Annotated in this window: 11 protein-coding genes; 5 read left to right on the top strand and 6 right to left on the bottom strand. The window is 64.5% G+C overall.

Going from position 1 to position 15,590, the window contains the following annotated elements; translation table 11 throughout:
• Positions 1 to 148: 148 nt before the first annotated feature.
• Complete coding sequence (locus GA615_RS21595) at positions 149 to 787, top strand: NUDIX domain-containing protein (protein ID WP_152053410.1); 639 nt, start codon at positions 149 to 151, stop codon at positions 785 to 787.
• Positions 788 to 807: 20 nt separating this feature from the next.
• Here GA615_RS21595 and GA615_RS21590 read toward each other — a convergent pair whose 3' ends face one another.
• A complete protein-coding gene (locus tag GA615_RS21590; protein WP_152053409.1) occupies positions 808 to 1,689 on the bottom strand; it encodes a hypothetical protein in 882 nt (293 codons plus the stop codon).
• A 162-nt stretch (positions 1,690 to 1,851) separates the two neighbouring features.
• Between GA615_RS21590 and GA615_RS21585 the strand changes: the two genes are divergently transcribed.
• On the top strand, positions 1,852 to 2,559 hold the full coding sequence (locus GA615_RS21585; RefSeq protein WP_201750276.1) for a hypothetical protein: 708 nt from the start codon (positions 1,852 to 1,854) through the stop codon (positions 2,557 to 2,559).
• Between the two features lie 45 nt (positions 2,560 to 2,604).
• Here the strand turns inward: GA615_RS21585 and GA615_RS21580 are convergent, their stop codons facing one another.
• The 4 genes from GA615_RS21580 to GA615_RS21565 form a co-directional block, all read right to left on the bottom strand.
• Positions 2,605 to 6,240 (bottom strand): c-type cytochrome domain-containing protein, encoded by a 3,636-nt coding sequence (locus GA615_RS21580; RefSeq protein WP_152053408.1) that lies wholly within the window; start codon positions 6,238 to 6,240, stop codon positions 2,605 to 2,607.
• 74 nt (positions 6,241 to 6,314) lie between these two features.
• The gene (locus tag GA615_RS21575; RefSeq protein WP_152053407.1) at positions 6,315 to 8,792 is read right to left on the bottom strand and encodes a DUF1553 domain-containing protein; all 2,478 of its coding nucleotides are present in this window, start codon (positions 8,790 to 8,792) and stop codon (positions 6,315 to 6,317) included.
• 61 nt (positions 8,793 to 8,853) lie between these two features.
• Positions 8,854 to 9,627 (bottom strand): class I SAM-dependent methyltransferase, encoded by a 774-nt coding sequence (locus GA615_RS21570; protein ID WP_235905604.1) that lies wholly within the window; start codon positions 9,625 to 9,627, stop codon positions 8,854 to 8,856.
• A 104-nt stretch (positions 9,628 to 9,731) separates the two neighbouring features.
• A complete protein-coding gene (locus GA615_RS21565) occupies positions 9,732 to 11,108 on the bottom strand; it encodes a DUF1501 domain-containing protein (protein ID WP_152053405.1) in 1,377 nt (458 codons plus the stop codon).
• Positions 11,109 to 11,347: 239 nt separating this feature from the next.
• Between GA615_RS21565 and GA615_RS21560 the strand changes: the two genes are divergently transcribed.
• From GA615_RS21560 to aroC, 3 genes are all read left to right on the top strand, one after another.
• Complete coding sequence (locus GA615_RS21560) at positions 11,348 to 12,241, top strand: phosphoribosylaminoimidazolesuccinocarboxamide synthase (RefSeq protein WP_152053404.1); 894 nt, start codon at positions 11,348 to 11,350, stop codon at positions 12,239 to 12,241.
• A 48-nt stretch (positions 12,242 to 12,289) separates the two neighbouring features.
• Positions 12,290 to 12,646, top strand: a complete 357-nt coding sequence (locus tag GA615_RS21555; RefSeq protein WP_152053403.1) for a hypothetical protein — start codon at positions 12,290 to 12,292, stop codon at positions 12,644 to 12,646.
• A gap of 83 nt (positions 12,647 to 12,729) precedes the next feature.
• The gene (gene aroC, locus GA615_RS21550; RefSeq protein ID WP_152053402.1) at positions 12,730 to 13,896 is read left to right on the top strand and encodes a chorismate synthase; all 1,167 of its coding nucleotides are present in this window, start codon (positions 12,730 to 12,732) and stop codon (positions 13,894 to 13,896) included.
• A 113-nt stretch (positions 13,897 to 14,009) separates the two neighbouring features.
• Here the strand turns inward: aroC and GA615_RS21545 are convergent, their stop codons facing one another.
• A complete protein-coding gene (locus GA615_RS21545) occupies positions 14,010 to 14,615 on the bottom strand; it encodes a DUF2239 family protein (protein WP_152053401.1) in 606 nt (201 codons plus the stop codon).
• Between the last annotated feature and the right edge of the window lie 975 nt (positions 14,616 to 15,590).

The following is a 15,590-nucleotide window of genomic DNA, read 5'->3' as shown; positions in this document are numbered from 1 at the left end:
TCCGAAATTCGCAGCAGGGGTCCGCAACGGCTCAGAGACCTTGAAGACTGGCAGTAGACGATCTTCCCAGTCTTTTTATGATGAACAACGGGAAGCTTCTCGGCCAGACAGAGTGGAGCCGGAGACTTCCGGGCAGGATGCAACTCTCATGACGCAATCGTACTGTTACGACTTTCCCCGACCCGCCGTTACGGTCGATACGGTGGCCTTCGCGGTCGATCGCTCGGCGCTTCGTGTCCTGATGATTCGTCGGGGACAGCCGCCCTTTGAAGGACAATGGGCCTTGCCTGGTGGCTTTCTTGACCTCGACGAGGCCGCCGAACCCGCGGCCCGCCGCGAACTGTTCGAGGAAACCGGAATCGAGGTCCAGCCCTCGCTGCCCTTCGAACCGCTCGGATTCTACTCGGCTCCCGGTCGCGATCCGAGAGGCCGAACGATCAGCCTGGCCTATGCCACCGTGCTTCCCCCTCCCCCGCCCGAGCCCTCGGGCGGAGACGATGCCGCCGAAGCCTCCTGGATCATCGCCGATTCCCCCGATCGTCCCCTCGCGTTCGACCATGCCCAGATCCTGAACGACGCCCTCGAATGGCTTCGCAAAGGGGTCGAGGCCGGTCCGCTTGGGCTCGCCTTGCTGCCCGACCCGTTCAACCGCGATGACGCCCGATCCATGTTCCATGCCGTCGGCTTGCCCCTCCGCCATTCCGCGCGATGGCTCGGACGCTGCGCCAAGGAACTCTGGATCGAGCCGGTTGAAGGCGACTCCCAACGCTACCGTCCCAAGCGGTAACACGGTTCGTCCCTCCCCTGTCAGGTTCGGTCTTCCTGCAACGATCCTCCGTCCGATTCCGAGGATTCAGACGCCTGGCGGATGCGCTCAAGAGCCGACCGGATGGATCGGTGCGTTTCGGCATCGTCCGAGCGGTCGGCCCGCAGCTCCCAGGCCGCTCGGAGTGACAGGGCATCATCCAGCACGGCCCGATACGATCGCACTCGGGAAGGCGATCGCCACCGAGCGATCCGCACGCTCATGCGTTCGTCAAACCCCTCGATCGTCCACGGGTGTCGTCGCCCCACGAGCACCCGAGCCGCCCGATCGAGAAACGTTTGCGGCAACTCTCCAAGAGCCGTTTCAGGATCAATCATCAGCCCTTCAAACAGAACGCTCGCCGATCGATCGACGAGGAATCGCGGTGCGGAGCCTCGGGACCGGCTCCCTGCCCCTCGCGCCGCGGTCGCGTCTGGCCCGATCCGGAAATCGGGCAGACCCGGCAACGCTTCGACCAGGACAACCAGAAGCTGATTCACGTCGCTCGCCACGGCGGGACCCCTGGTCCAATACCGGCGGAACCACGGGAACCGTCGGGCTCGATCGTCGTTCGATCGCCCGGCAACGCTTCGGCTGGAACGTTCGTGGATGCCGAGCAAGACCACCTCGCGGTCCTCATACGACCCACGAAGCGCCCAGACCAGCGACCGGTCGTTGTCCAGGATTCCAGAATACGGGTGGTCCAGCCACGATCGAAGTTCCGGATCGTTCGGAGCCTGCTCGGCGAGCCCCAGTTCGCGGGCAACTTCCGCGATCCTCCAGACCGCCTTGCGACGCGAGGCCGACCGGGCCACGATCAGCACCACCACCGTTGCCAGAAACGTGATGATCGCAAGCCAGAGATTCCAGCGATCCGTGTTCATGACTCACACGCTCCCGGATAGCGGGGCGTTCCCAACGCTTTGTGCAACGACGGCAATCCAGGGCCGATCCCTCCCCGCGATGAGAGGCATTGCCGCAGACCGAGGCAAGTTTGACAGGCATGCCCCCCATTTGACAGACTGTAGCTCCAATGGATGAACGGTTTGAATGTCACCACCAATGTTCAGAACAAGATGTTACCAATGGGCTTGATCCTGTTTGCCGAACGCGTTGAACTGGGATGGAGCCCTCGGATTGGCGACCCCTCGATCATGGGGTGGTTGACCGTCGCGGCGTATTTTGCCGCGGCCATTGCCTGCGGATTCGCGGCCCGAGCCGAGCGGCGGCTCCACGTCGGGGGCTCCACGGTTCACCCCATCTTCTGGAAGAGCGACCAGTTCCGGATCGCACCGACGACCGGAGCAAAATCACCCGGTCGCCGGGCCTCTTTCTGGTGGCTCTTGCTGCTGGCCATGCTCGTTCTGGGGATCAACAAACAGCTCGATCTACAGAGCCTCCTGACCGCCGTTGGTCGCCGCCTTGCTCATGAGCAAGGGTGGTATCAAGATCGCCAGGTCGTTCAGCGTGCCTTTATCCTCGGTGTGGCGATTGTGGGAGCAGGAGGCCTTGCGTTGCTCGCCGTTCTGTTCCGATCGGTCCTGCTGAGAAGGCCGTTGGCGGCCATCGGCTTGGTCTTTCTTTATGGATTCGTCCTGATTCGTGCCGCCTCCTTCCATCATGTCGATGCGTTCCTCAAGGATGAAATCCTGGGAATCCGCATGAACTGGCTGCTGGAGCTGGGAGGCATCGCCTGTGTTCTCACCTCCGCACTCCGAGTCATTGCCGAGGCTCGGAGTGGGATCAAACGGTGATGCCGTATCGCTCGATCTCCGGAACTGTCTTCCGAAGGGTGTCCGTCAGGGCTGGTCGTCCTTGGCGGAAGACCCCTCGGTCGATTCGTCTGAAATGACCAGGGTGATGGGCGGGGTGCTGTGTTCGGTCCCGGCCGCCTCAACCCGACCGACCCCGAAGAACGGGCGTTCGGTGGGCGAAACCCACGGCTCGGCGTACAGGAACACCGTTCGCTCGGTCTGCGACTCGGTAATCAACACACCGTTCAGACCGATATTCAGCACGCGAACCCCGTGCGGCAGGTTGCGCACGTCAATCGGGACACGACCGGAGAAGCTCGCCGAACGATCAACGCGGAAGGTCAGCTCGACCTGATCTCCGGGGCGAATCACCACCCGATCCCGGTCGGTCGAAACACGAAGGTCGGGTTCCGGTGTCACGGTGATCCAGGAAGATCGGTCGCCTCCCGGACGGATCTCATGCCGAATGACCTCGCCGTTCGTCCCGCGTTTGGACGCTTCGGCCACCACTCGCCACGAGGTCGAGGAGAAGGTCGGCGCGTCTCGGTCGGCCATCAGCAACAGATCGGCGGTCAAGTGCCCCGCTTCCACCTGCGCCGAGGTCGCTCGGATTCCCGGCGGAAGTCCTTCCACCCGCAGGTCGATCGGGCCGTCGAACCCGTCAATCCGCTGCACCATGGCCGAGACGACCGTGGCTCCGCCTCGGGGAATGTCGGGATGCTCGGTCCGGAGCGTCACGCCGAAGTCGGGCCGTGGTTCCCGGACGACCAGATGATAGCCGAACCCGCGCCCCCCGAGCCCGCGCGCATCCCCTACCCGAATCAGGTACGTCCCGTCCTGCGGGGGATCGAAGCGAAGGGCCGCATCCTTGCCCAGTCCGGGAGCATCGTCGTTCCGGTAAACCAGCGTGACCGGAGAGGCTCCTCCTGGCGGGAAGGTTGTGTCGGGGGGATGAATCTCAACCTTCTCGATCGGTTGATCCTGCGGGTGTTGCTCCGGAGTGGTGCCGAGGTACGCCAGCCGTCGCCCTCCTGAGGACCAGAACACCGCGTCGTCATCCGGATTGCGAGGCAGGGCGAACAGGCGGGTCAGCTCTCGACCAATCAGCAAATAATCATTCTGGGCCAGTTCATCCCATCGGGTCAGGCGAATCCGATCCTGGCTCGCGTCATGGTCTCGAAACGCGACCGACGATCGAGCAACCGGGCGCAGCACCGCCAGGGGAACCGGGGTCCCCTCGGCATCCAGAATCTCGATCACCGGGTCGATCTCGGTCCCCAGCCGATCCCCGAAGACCTCGACGACCAACGGATGACCAGCTTCCACGGAGATCGCCACCTGGTCGAGATCCCTCTCGTGGTCGATCCGCCCCGAAACGCCGCCGGGCACCTCCAGTACCATCGCCTCCTGTGGGGTGTCATTCGGTTCGTGCTCAACGACCTGAGGCCCTTCAGCGACGACGACCTTTCCATTCCCCTCCGCGGCTCGGCCGTGCCGATCGGTGGCCGGAACGTTCCGCAACGATCCGGGCATTTCGGTCGCCGAGGCCGACACCGTTACGACCGATTCTCCCAGGTTCGCCCCAGAGACAGTCACCTCGGCGGAGCCGTCTTGCGAAACTCCCAGCGGAAACACATCCTCAAGCCTGGGAATCTCACCAAGTTCGATCCGATAGAAATGATTCCCTGATCCGCTGAATTGCCGATCTGCAATGCGAAGCGTGAGTTGCTCGTCGGAGTCGGCCCGATACGACACGACCGATTGCCCCTGTCCGACCACCTGCCCCGCGTCGTTCCTCAGCTCCAGCACCGGATCAAGCGCCGAGCCGAGCCCTCCACCACGATCGGCACACACGATCGTCTGACCCCGAGCCACGCGAAATCGGACGTGATCCACGTCTCCCGGCGCCGCCATCGTTCCGGCAAGAGTCGTCGGCCAGGAGACGATTGCCCCCTGCTCTGGCGTGTCATTCGGCTCCACCTCGGCCTGTTCGGCACCTTCGTAAACCGCGAACCCTTGCGCCGGGGGAACGCCAAGCGGTGTTTGCACCCGAATCAGGTGACGACCGATCGGCGCATCCTCCGCAATCGAAACATTGATCTGGAGCCTGTTCGGATCGGGCGACTCACTCGGCAAGATGGTGGCCGCCAGGTGCGGATCATCGAACACCACCGCGTTTGCCTGGCCGACCCCCGTGCCCGACAGGTTCACGGTCAACGTCCGACCCCGTTCGGCCCCCCTGGGGCTGGGAGGCCCGAGTGAAGGGCGGCGGACCAGTTCCGGCGTCTTCGTGTCCGGTTCAGCCTGCGTCGTCGGGGGCTCCGCTTCGGCCTCGGGAGCGTCCAGCAGCGTCACCTGAAACGTGTCCTGAGCCTCGGCGTCTGGCCAGCCGGGCAGCAGAACCAACGCCCCATCGTACCGGCCCAGCGCCAGTTGCGATCCCGAAGGGTTCAGGGCCGCCGCCAGGGGCCAGTCCGGTTGTCGGGGCCACACGTCGAGCGGCGCCAGATCCGGCAACGACCACCGCTTGATGGCCCCATCCTCTCCGGTCGAGATGAGCGAAGCTCCATCGCCCGTGACCAGTAAATCGAGCACCGCTCCATCATGAGCAATGGCCGATCGGTCGAGCCTCCCCGTCGTTCCCTCCAGGAGCCATCGCCGAATGGTTCGATCGGCTCCCGCGGCCAGCAAGCTCGATCCCTCGTCGGCGAATGTCACGGCATACAGTTCCTCGGTCGCATCGCCGAGCGATTCCAGTCGCCTCCCCGTTGCCGGTTCCCAGATCTTGACGGTCCGATCTCCCGACGCCGACGCCAGCCGGGTCCCATCCGGCGAGAAGGCAAGCCCATAGACCGCGTCGGTATGCTCCTTAAGCGTGCGGATTTCCGTTCCGGAATTCAGATTCCAGAGCATGACCATGCGATCATAGCTTGCCGTGGCCAGGGTTGTTCCGTCCGGCGAGAGAACGGCCGAGAGAATCGTGTCGGCATGCCCCTTCCACGAGCGAAGCCGCTCTCCCGTTTCCACGTCCCAGACCGCGACCGAACCGAACAGTCCCGGCCGGCCTCCAGCGGCGACCAGCCGTTGGCTATCCGGCGAAAAGGCCAGGGCGTTGATCCCTCCCTCGTGCCCTTCCAGCAACGCCGTCGGATCGCTGCAATTCGCGTCGAACAGGTAAATGGCAGACCCTCGTGCCGCCGCCAGCCGACCACCATCCGGCGCATAGGCCACGGCCGAAACCGGATCGGCCACCTCGGCCGTCACCTCCACCTCGGGCAAATTCGCCAGTGGATCAACCAGCGACGACAGGAGCACCTTTTCCGAAGGACCATCGAAGACCGCTCCCTCGTCCACCCATCGCGCAATCAGGTCGATCTCCTCGTCCGTCAAGGGCGCTTGCTTCAAGGGCATGCGGAGCGTGGCATCCGGTTGCAAGACCCGAACGAGGTGACTCTCCTCTGCCTCTCCCGGCAGCAAGATCAGGTCCCCCTCGATCGCCCCTCCCTCCCTGAGCTTGGCGAAGGTGCTCATGTTCAGCCCGCCTTGCGCATCGTCATCCTGATGGCATCCCAGGCATCGGGCAACCAGGATCGGCGCGACCTGATCTCGAAACCGAACCGGTTCCGCATCCGTCGCCAGGGCTATCCACGGCAAGGCGGCCAGGCAACTCAGCACAGTCATGCGCGAGGGTCTCCTGCCAGCGTCGAGACGATCACTCGACCCGAATCGGGCATGTGATGAATTTCGAGTAACAATCAGTGGTTGAACAGAAACTCATTTCCGGTGAGGGTCGCCCAGTAGAGGTCTTCGATCACCTGGCGCTTCAGCGCGGCTCGCTCCTCCTCCGTCTCGGCCTCGGCCACCGCGGCTTCCAGCGCGGGAAGGATCCGAGACGCCTCGGCCTCGGTCGGGGGGCGAGACAGCGCGGCCTTGAACAGACCGTCGAGCAGCACCGCAAACGACTCTCCAGACGCCACGGCCCGCGCTACGGCCGAATTCTCGCTCCTCAGTTTTTCGTTTAAGGTGTCACCGTTGGCCAGATGTAGCGCCTGGGCAAGCGACGGTTCCGACGATCGCTCGCACGAGCATGTGTCGTTTCGCTCGGGGCGGCCGAACGCATCAAGAAAAGTGCTCGCCACCTGAACGTCGGGCAGTTGTACACTCCTCCAGCCGGTCGGATAACCCGGAAAGGGGGTTGGAACCTCCGTCACGGAAGCCATCAGGTCGATCAGGACCTCGGCCGGGAGGCGACGAGGAACATAGCGGCTGAGAAACTTCGTGTCCCCTTCGTTTCCCGGCACCGGCGTCGCGGAGCGTTGGTAGGCGGCCGAGGTCATGATCGTCCGGATCAGGTGCCGAACGTCGTAGCCGTGCACCCGGAAGTCCTCGACGATCCAGTCCATCAAGGCTCGGTCGCTCGGCGGGTTGGTCGATCGGAGGTCGTCTTCGGGATCAACGAGTCCTCGGCCGAAGAAGTTCGCCCAGACCCGGTTCACCACAGCCGCGGCGAAGTACGGGTTCTCAGGCGATTCAAGCCAATCCGCCAACGCCTCGCGACGATCGCCGGGAGATTCAAGCGGCATGGCCTGGGCATCGAGCGGTTGCGGTGCCATCGCAATCCCCCGGCGCGGGTGAAGAATCTCTCCCTCCGAGGCCGGAATGATTTCTACATCTCCTTGCGCGGCCCCGCGATCCCCGTCCTTCAGTTTCACCCGGCCAAACAGGTTCGCAAACCCGTAATACTGGTCCTGAGTCCACTTTTCCAACGGGTGATTGTGACACCGCGCACAGGTCATCGCCAGGCCGAGAAACGCCATGCTCGCGTTCTCGGTCAATTCAATCGGATCGCGGTGAATCACGAAGTAGTTGCCCGCTCCGTTATCGAGAGTACTCCCCTTCGCGGTCAGAATCTCCCGAGCAAACTCGTCCCAGGGACGATTCTCGGCCACGCTCTCTCGAATGAAGCGGTAGAAGCTCCACATTGCCGGCTTCGGCAAGTTTCGAGACGAAACCAGCAAGAGATCCGACCACTTGTACGACCAGTAATCGACGAACTCTTCGCTGTTCAAAAGTCGATCGATCAGCTTTGCCCGCTTCTCCGGATCGTCGTCCGCCAGAAACGCCTCGACTTCAGCCACCTCCGGCAAGGTGCCGGTCGTGTCCAGAAACGCTCGGCGCAGGAAGGTCGCGTCGTCACTCAAGGGGGACGGAGGAATGTTCAGCGATTGCAGTTTTTCCAGGTTGATCGTATCAATGTCATTGAATCTCGGTGCCGAGGCGAACAACTCCCGATCAATCGCTCGATCGTAGGGGACCGTCACGGTCGCCAGGTCCACCTGACTATCGAACCAGACCGTAATCGCCCCTTCGCCGTGGCCGACCACGGTCAGACGGCCGGAGTCATCAACGGTGGCCACGGTTTCGTCGGTGGTCCCGAACTTCGCCCAACGGGTTACGTCGGCGATCCGGCCATCCTCTGAAACCGCTCGAACCAGCACCTGTTGCGATTGTCCGGGTTCGAGCGTCACGGCCGAGGGCATCACCTCGACCCGGTCAATCCGGGCGTCCTCCTCGCTCGGCGCGGGCATCCCGGCCCCAATCCACTCGGCGATGATCCGGTAATCCAGCGAATCCGGCGCAAATCGCGGACCGCCCCCATGCTCAATCACACCGGTTGCTTTCAGCAGCAGCAGGCTCTCGGCAGGTGCCGTCTTGTTGATGCGACGGGCCAGGGCCTGGCGTGTCAGGGTGTCGTAATCGACTTCCGGGCCATAGCCCCGCAAGGTGAGCCGCAGACCGTTCTTCCCGGCCGCCGCTCCGTGGCACGACCCCTGATTGCAGCCCGCCTTGGTTAGCACGGGCAAGACATGATTGCGAAAGCTCCAGGGTTCGTCTCGGCCTGCGTTGCGAACCTGCACCGGAGCCGAGATCGTCTGATCCCCCAGGCTCGCCGTCAGCGTGGTCACACCGTCGGCGACCGGCACCACCGTTCCGTCGGCCGAGACGGTGGCAATGTTCGGGTTGCTGATGGCAAACGACACCGCCTCGGTCGGCTCGCCGATGGCCACACCGTGCGCATTCCATCGCTCGACGATCACCCGCTGCGATGCCTTCGGCCCGTCAAGCGTCAACGTCGAGGGCACGAGCGTCACCGCGTCGTCTGCCCCGGCGGTGGTGACACAACAAACCAGGATCGAAGCCAGAGCCGTCCCGAATCGTCGAGGGTTGCTCATGCGGTTGTCTCGTCAAAGGGGGCAAGCCAGGAGGGTCGGTTCGCTTCGAAAACACATCAATTTATCGGCCGCTCTTGACGCCTCGGGCCGTGGCGCGCCAGCACTCGATCCGAATGCGACCGTCGGTCTGTTCCTGGGGACGGAAGCCGTGAGTCGGCGGGCCGGACAGGACCACGTGACGGACGAACGCCTTCTCCCGCTGAGGCGATCCGCGGTCGAACCACTCGTCGAAGTCGAGCACGAACGTTTCTTCCTGCATGTGGACCGACTCCATGCCCGAAACGGTCAGCAGGTCGGCCAGTTCTCCCGGAGTGGCGTGGGAGGTATGCGAATGGTCTCGAAGCCGCTCGACCCCCTGGTGCCACGACCTCGACTCCGGAGACGGATCAGTGGTTTGATCGCTCAGGACCAGCACCCCACCGGAGCGAAGCAACGCCGCCTGCCGAGCGACAAACAGCATCGGATCATGAATATGATGCAAGACGTAGCGCGAGAGGCAGGCGTCGAACGGGGCGAACTCGGCTGGCTGAGGGTCCTGGAGCGACCCCACGAGGAAGACCACCCGATCCCCAAATCGTTCGCAACGACGGCGGGCGCGGGCGATCATCTCGGTTGACAGGTCAATGCCGACCACGCTGTGCCCGGCTTCGAGCAACGCCTCGGCCACCAGACCGGGGCCGCAGCCGACGTCGAGCACCAGGCTTTCGGGTTCCAGATCGGCCACCTCAAGCAGCCGGGCAAGCGCGGCGGGATCGGTCTGCACGGGAGCCCGTTCAAACTGATCCGCCTGAGCATCGAACGCGGAGGCAACGGCCCGGTCATGGGAAGAAGGCACGGGTCGGCTCATGTACGGGTTGTGTTCGCTCGGTCGAGGTCGGCGGGCCCTGGGGGGGGGAGGTTTCGGGCCCGCCGATCACGTCCTCAAGTCAATCGGGTTGATCAGAACAAGGGGTGAATCGGCTCGACACCGTGATCAACCACCCGGAGCGGTCGCCCTTGAGGGCCGGGCAGTTCCGTGTCGAGGTCGATCCCAAGACCATGATAGACGGTCGCGGCGATCTCGGCCGTGGAAACGGGCCGATCTTTCGGCGAGTGGCCGATTTCGTCCGACGCTCCCACCACGTTGCCGCCTTGGATCGGGCCACCGGCAAACAAGACGGTCCAGCAGGCCGGGTGGTGATCTCGACCGCCCGCGGGGTTGATCTTCGGGGTCCGGCCGAACTCGCCGAACGCCAGGATCATCGTGTTTTCTAGCATTCCTCGCTCATAAAGGTCGGTGAGCAAGGCGGTATACGCGGTGTCGAAATTCGGCCCGATCTCGTTCTGGTACGACTCGATCGCGCTGAACGGCGACGAGCCGTGGATGTCCCAGGTCACCTCATTGAAGACCGTTTCGAACATGTTCACCGTGACGAACCGCACGCCACGCTCGACCAGGCGGCGGGCCATCAGGCAGCTCTGGCCGAACCGGGTTCGGCCGTATCGGTTGCGAAGGTCCTCGGGCTCGGCGTCGAGGGCGAAAGCTTCGCGGGCCTCGGCACTCGACATCAAGCCGTAGGCGCGCTGGAAGTTCTCGTCGAGCAACCGGGCGTCTTCCGACGCTTCGAAGTCCCGGACCGCGCCGTCAATGGCGTTGCGGAAGGAACGGCGACGCGATTCCCGGACCTGCGTTACGTACTCCGGCGGCAAGAGGTCGGGCACCTTGAAGTCCGGGGCGTTCGGATCGGCGCCGAGTACGAACGGATCGTAGCTCTTGCCCAGGAATCCGGCGTCTTGCCCGTGCGGCATGTTGCCGCCGGTGTTGCCGATCGGCCGGGGCAGCAAGACGTGCGGCGGCACGTCTCCTCGGGGGCCTTTCAGGTACGAAAGGACCGAGCCCATGTGCGGGTACTTGATCGCTCCGTTGCCGAAGAGTCGGCCGGTCTGCATCATCTGGTGGCCGGTGTCGTGCACGGCGGTCGCCGTGTGATAGACCGACCGGACAAGGGCCACCTTGTCCATGTTGGCGGCCAGCTTCGGGAAGATCTCACTGATCTGGATGCCCGGCACGTTCGTGTCGATCGGCCGGAAGGGGCCTCGAATCTCGCTCGGCGCATCGGGCTTCATGTCCCAGGTGTCATGCTGGCTTGGCCCGCCAACCAGAAACAGCATGATGCAGTTCATGTCCTGGTCGCGCTTGACGGCCCCCTGGGCCTCCAGCGCATGCAGGCCGGGCAGGGAGAGCCCCAGGGTTGCGAGTGAGCCGGCATGCAAGAAATCCCGACGGGTCAGTCCGTCGCAGAAATGGGCCGGTTTGCGAGCATCGAGCCGATACATGGCAGAGACCTCAACTCCGGATCAGGACAACGTCGGGGGGAGCGTCCACTCGGCGCACGGGTGACGGTTCAACCGATGTTCCAGGCTATCGTACCGGCGATGGCGGGTCAAACCTCGTGAGCCCGGCCCTGCCCGGGTGGGCCGAACTGCTCGGGTTGTCGAGGAGTGCGCCGATCCGATAAGGTGGATCGTCCAGTTCTGCTCCATGCGCCATCGAGACGGATAGGGAGTGTGTTGACGTGTCGGCTTTGCTCGAAACGAATCTCGCGGGTCTCCCGAAGCGATCGGGGAAGGTCCGCGACGTGTACGACCTGGGCGATCGTCTCTTGATCGTCGCGACCGACCGCATCAGTGCGTACGACTGGGTCTTGCCGAACGGAATTCCCGACAAAGGCCGCATCTTGACCGGCCTCTCCGTCTTCTGGTTCGGTCGGCTCAACACGCCCCATCACTTCATCTCGACCGATCTCGACGCCGCCGGGCTCGACCTCTCGGCCGACGACCGCGCCCAGCTCGACGGCCGGGTCATGCTCGTCCGCAAGGCCGAGGTCATCCCCTTCGAGTGCGTCGTTCGGGGCTACCTCTTTGGCAGCGCCTGGCGCGAGTACCGGACCAAAGGGACCGTCTGCGGCGAGCGCCTGCCCACCAGCCTTGTCGAGGCCGCCAAGCTCGACCCCCCGCTGTTCACCCCCGCCACCAAGGCCGACGAGGGGCACGACGAGAACGTCAGCTTCGAAGAACTCTCAACCGACCTCGGCCCCGAACTCGCGGAAACACTCCGCGACCTCAGCGTTCAGATCTACCGCCAGGCGGCCGAACACGCCGCCTCCACCAACCTGATCCTCGCCGACACCAAGTTCGAGTTCGGCCGCGACACCTCCAGCGGCGAACTCATTCTCATCGACGAGGTGCTCACGCCCGACAGCTCTCGCTACTGGCCGCTCGACGCCTACAAGCCCGGCGTCGTCCCCCCTTCGTTCGACAAGCAATTCGTCCGCGACTGGCTCGATTCGACCGACTGGGACAAGCAAAGCGAACCCCCTGCCCTGCCCGACGCAATTGTCGAACAGACCCGAGCCAAGTACATTCAAGCCTTCGAACTGTTGACCGGGCAATCGTTTCCGAAGCGTTAACACCCGCCCCGAAAGGCGGCAATGGATCACCAGGGCATCGAGGTTCGGATGGGTCCCACGCTCCCCTTCTGGGTCGGCGCTCTCATCCTGATCTTCCCCGCCACGATCATGATTCTGGCCGTGGTGGGGGCGTTGCCCTCCTGGTTTGGCCTCCTTCTGTTCGTCGTTCTTTTCGGCCTACCCGTTCCGGCCGCCGCCTGGACCATCGGCATCGGTATTCAAGCACTCCGAGAGCGGCCGCCGGGGGAACCGCTCGGCCAGGTCCGCCCGTTCGACTGGCTTCGCTCCGGGTGGTCGTCGATCAGCGCTTTGGTTTCGATCCTCCTCAGTCTGGTGGTGATGACCGGGGCGCTCACGCTCCTCGGCTGGTTCCTGCTCAACCTCGACGTTCGGCTCAGGGATTGATCCTCCCCGACTCAACCCACGAATCGACAACGACTAAAAAAGCCAACACAACCCCGACAGACCCCAGAAGGTCCGACACCTCCATGCTCCGCTACCTGACGGCCGGTGAATCGCACGGCCCGGCCCTGACGGCCATCGTCGAAGGCTTCCCCTCGGGCATCACGCTCGACGCCGAGTTCATCAACATCGACCTCAAGCGCCGCCAGGGGGGCTACGGCCGGGGCAAGCGGCAGACCCTCGAAACCGACCGCGTCATCGTCGATTCCGGCACCTACCACGGCGTGACCACCGGCGGGCCGATCACGCTGCGTCTGATCAACAACGACGCGAAGCTCGAACGCCTCAAGGAGCCCGCCGCCCCCCGCGGCGGCCACATCGACCTTGCCGGCTCGATCGCCTACCAGACCGGCATCCGCCAGGTCCTCGAACGGGCCTCGGCCCGCGAAACGGCCATGCGCGTCGCCGTCGGCGGCCTGGCCAAGCTCCTGCTCCGCGACCTCGGGATCGACGTCTTCGGCTACGTCCGGGAACTCGGCGGCATCGACGCCCCCCCCGTTTCGCTTGACCCCGCCCTCCGCGACGCCAGCCCCGTCTACTCCTGCAACCCCGAGATCGACCCCCGCATCGTCGCCGCCATCGACGCCGCCCGAGAGGCCGGCGACACCCTCGGCGGCGTCGTCGAGGCCGTCGTCACCGGCTGCCCGATCGGCCTCGGTTCTCATGCCCAGTGGGACCGCAAGCTCGACGCCCGCCTCGCCCTGGCCGTCATGAGCATCCAGGCGATCAAAGGCGTCGAGATCGGCCTCGGCATCGAGGCTGCCCGCCGCCCCGGCTCGAAGGTCATGGACCCGATCCGCTTCGAGCCCGAGCACGACCCCTCCGACCGCCGCTTCGGCTTCCGCCGCCCCACCAACAACGCCGGCGGCATCGAAGGCGGCACCACCAACGGCGAGCCGATCGTCGTCCGCGCCGCCAAGAAGCCGATCAGCACCCTCGCCGCCCGCGGCCCCTCGGTCAACATGGCCACCAAGGGGGAATCCCCCGCCAGCTACGAGCGCTCCGACGTCTGCGCCGTCCCCGCCGCCAGCGTCATCCTCGAATCCGTCGTCGCCTTCGAGATCGCCTCCGCCGTCGCCGAGCGCTTCGTCGGCTCCAGCCTCGACGCCATCCGCGCCGCCATGCTCGCGATGCACGACCTCTCCCGCCGCCACCTCGACGAGTTCTGGACTGCCGGTCCCGTCAGCCAGTAAGTCCTCTTGGCGAGCGCAGATTTCTCTTCCCGTAGGAGGGGGCTCCGTCCCCCGATCGGGACGGGATGATCCATTGGAATCCGCGCTCGCCCGCCCTTTTTCGGTCCACCATCTCACGTCCCCGCCGAGAGCTCCTCAGACGGAGGCGCCTCGTGGACACCCTGGAACGGCTTCTCCACCAGCCGCCGCAGGTGGTCGCGGATGTCCGCCGGCCAGTCGTCGATGAGCTGGTCGAAGCACTCCCGATCCCTGGCAAAGAGCGCCCGAGACGCCTCCTCGAACCCCGGCAGGTTCCCCGCCATCGACCACATGAACGCGCCTGCCGCCTCCAGGGCCCTCCGCTCCCGCTCGGCTCGTGGCTCCCGCTTCCTCGCCTCGTCCACCAGCCGCCGCAGGGCGGCCGAGGCCCCGCTCGGCTGCTGTTCGAGCCATTCCCAGTGCCTTGGCAGAAGCGTGACCTCCCTCGCGACCACGCCGAGCTTCGGCCGCCCCGGCCCCTGTCGCTTCGACCCGGAGGGGTCGACCCGCTCCAGAACCTCCTCCGGTGTCCCCCGGAAGTCGAAATCGACCTGCTTGCCGGTCTGATCCTCAAAGATCAAGACCGGCTCCGGATTGCCCCCGTCCAGATACGCCTTCGTCTCAAGCAGCATCGTTTTCCGATCCGCCGTGGCTATCCGCCTCACTCCAGCAAACGCTGTGTACGTGCGTTCCTCGTCCATCGTCTCGATCCTCGCCGAATAACACCCGGGTTTTTCTCGACACCTCCGAATAATACCCGGATTCTTTTCCTTGTCAATATTCCCCGGGCAATATTCCCTGGGTCGTTCTGGTTGCTGGCCAGCCGGGGGCTTCCGTCAGCCCTTGGAAGCCCGCGCTCGTGCAATCGGATCACCCCTTGCCTGACCCGGCCCCTGCCTGATCGGTGGCCACCTGGGGAATTTGTGACTACGGCCCCCCGATTTCTCGATGATCTTGTCGAGGAACCCGTCTGATTCGACGACCGACCGGACCTGCTCTGCCCCTTTGTGAGCCACCCAACGACCGGTCACCATGCTCGCTGCCGTCCCCTGCCCTTGCTCGCTCCCTTCCCCGGGCTCGCTCCTCTTCCCGGCCCGCAGACCCCTGCGCGTATCGAATCCGATTTCGAGCACGCTTCCGAATGAAACACACTTAACCTCGAGCGTCGTTTCTCCAACGATCGCTCGGCGCGAAACGAACCCGATCCCGGACACCGAATCGACGAAACGAATTGAGGGAATTGTCGTAAACCCTAATCCCATTGTGAGAAGCGTTGATTCGCCTAGGCGCACCGCCAGCGCACCCGACGGCGCACCGTCCGCGCACCCAAAATCGCACCGCCTGCAACGACGTTCCGCCCGACCACCCGACCCAACCACACCGATCCCCATCGCCCGATTGCCGAAACGAACCGATCCATTGGCCTCAACCGTCGATTGGAAAACGAGATACGACTTGCCTACGCAGCGCACCGACCGCGCATCGAGCCGCGCACCCGGAAGCGCACCGACGCAGACCCTCGCACCGACGCAAACCCTCGTGCCACATTCCACATCCCGATCGGTGGGATCCCTTTCCTCAATCTCCCGACTACGCCGGGTGCCCCGGGTTCCGCGCCAGCGGACCCCGGGCCAGGGGATGGCTGGCCCATGCGGATCCGCCCGGGGTCCGCTGGC

Source organism: Tautonia marina (assembly GCF_009177065.1).
Classification (GTDB): Bacteria; Planctomycetota; Planctomycetia; order Isosphaerales; family Isosphaeraceae; genus Tautonia; species Tautonia marina.
This window is presented reverse-complemented; position numbering and strand designations above follow the sequence as displayed.